2 protein-coding genes are annotated in these 1,546 nt (G+C 41.4%); one reads left to right on the forward strand and one right to left on the reverse strand.

Annotation, left to right across the window (positions count from 1 at the left end):
- Positions 1 to 268, reverse strand: a 268-nt coding sequence (gene tnpA / locus LG368_RS15270) for an IS66 family insertion sequence element accessory protein TnpA (protein ID WP_226755501.1), incomplete at its 3' end; no start/stop codon positions are given.
- Between the two features lie 151 nt (positions 269 to 419).
- Here tnpA and LG368_RS15275 point away from each other — a divergent pair.
- Positions 420 to 1,361, forward strand: a complete 942-nt coding sequence (locus tag LG368_RS15275; RefSeq protein WP_226755546.1) for a CHASE domain-containing protein — start codon at positions 420 to 422, stop codon at positions 1,359 to 1,361.
- The last annotated feature ends 185 nt before the right edge of the window (positions 1,362 to 1,546 follow it).

Consider the following 1,546-nt stretch of genomic DNA (forward strand, 5'->3'; position numbering starts at 1 on the left):
GGGCCATGGAATCTGGGCAGTGAATTTTACACTGACCATGCTCAATCACCACCTGATTGGTAACATGACTTGAGTGCTCTGACGATACGACTTGCAAGCGAGTGAAGGCAGAAGAAGGGTTATCAATCACTTGCTGACGTTGCTTTAATTTGACATTGAAGTATTTAGGATTGATGTTGCGCTGTTTGCAAAATGCGGTTTGAGAAAGCTTGGATTGCTCAAAAGCCTCAAACAGCTCGAGCCAGTTGTATTTTTGATAAGTCGCCATGACGTGCTCCTTGAATAATAAGAAGCGATAAGGTTAGCGGTTTGAGGGCGTCATGGGCAGGTAGGGTTGGATTGGCGCTTACATAGTAGGGAAGGATTTCCAATCATATGGCGTTTTTAAAACTTATCACATTGATAAAAAGGGATTTATTTTGGTTGGAGTTGAATTGAAGAAATCGCATTCAGGTATTATTTCTGCACTTGCTTTTATTGGTATGCTTTTTCTTGGATTTTCTTGGGTGCAATCAACACAACAGGCTATAACTGGTCAGCAGCAACTTTTACTCAGCAGCATAGTTCGCACGCAGTCGGCTATTTTAGAAGGGCACCTTTTGTCGGCTTTTAATTCGACACAGGTTCTTGCTTATGAAATAGAACGTAATAACGGTAAAACAGACTGGTTTGAAGACTATGCGAATGCTTTAGTCAACTCGCTTGGTGATATTAAGCACCTCCAACTTGCTCCAGATGGCATCATTACAGATGTTTATCCTGTGGGTAACGAGCCTATTCTTGGCCTAGATATTCTCTCTACACCTAAGTACATAGAAGAAGCATCCTTATCTGTAAAGAATCAAAAAATGTTTGTTGTTGCTCCGATTGAGTTAATACAAGGCGGTGTTGCTGTGATCTGTAGAGTGCCAGTATTTCTTAATAAAGGAGCTCAAGAAGAGTCTTTCTGGGGGTTTGTTTCTGCAGTTGTTTATCTCGATAACTTATTAGGTGCAACACAATTAGAAGCGCTAGAAAAAGAAGGGTATCAATTTTCTTTAACACGACAACGCACTGCCAGCCAGGGTACAGTCATTTTATCGTCGTCTGCCTTACCAATTGGTGATCTTTATGCGACTGCTGACCTTATGTTACCCGCCGGAAATTTTTCCTTAAGCATCAGTAGGCAGCCTAGTGAATCATTCGGGACAAACAGAAACGTCAGCTTTCTTCTCATATCATGTATTTCATTACTGTTATCTTTTTCATTGTATGCGATGTTAATTCAACCACTAAAACTTAAGAAGCAAGTCAAAGAAAAAACTTCGGAGCTACAAGACTTATGCAGCACTAAATATTCTCTTGAATTTGCAAATGCCTAATGTCCGCAATTGGCTAGCCGCTGTCGCTAAAACCTTAACAGCCAACGTCCGTAGTTTGGGAAACTGCGATTAAGTCCCCAATATGAGACAATGCCGATCTGACCATTACCTCAAGACCGAATGACATGAATCAGCTTTCCTTCGCCGATACCGAATTTACCAGCAAACGCCGCAAGACTCGCAAA

It is taken from the genome of Marinomonas algarum (genome assembly GCF_020532605.1).
In the GTDB taxonomy this organism is placed as follows: Bacteria; Pseudomonadota; Gammaproteobacteria; order Pseudomonadales; family Marinomonadaceae; genus Marinomonas; species Marinomonas algarum.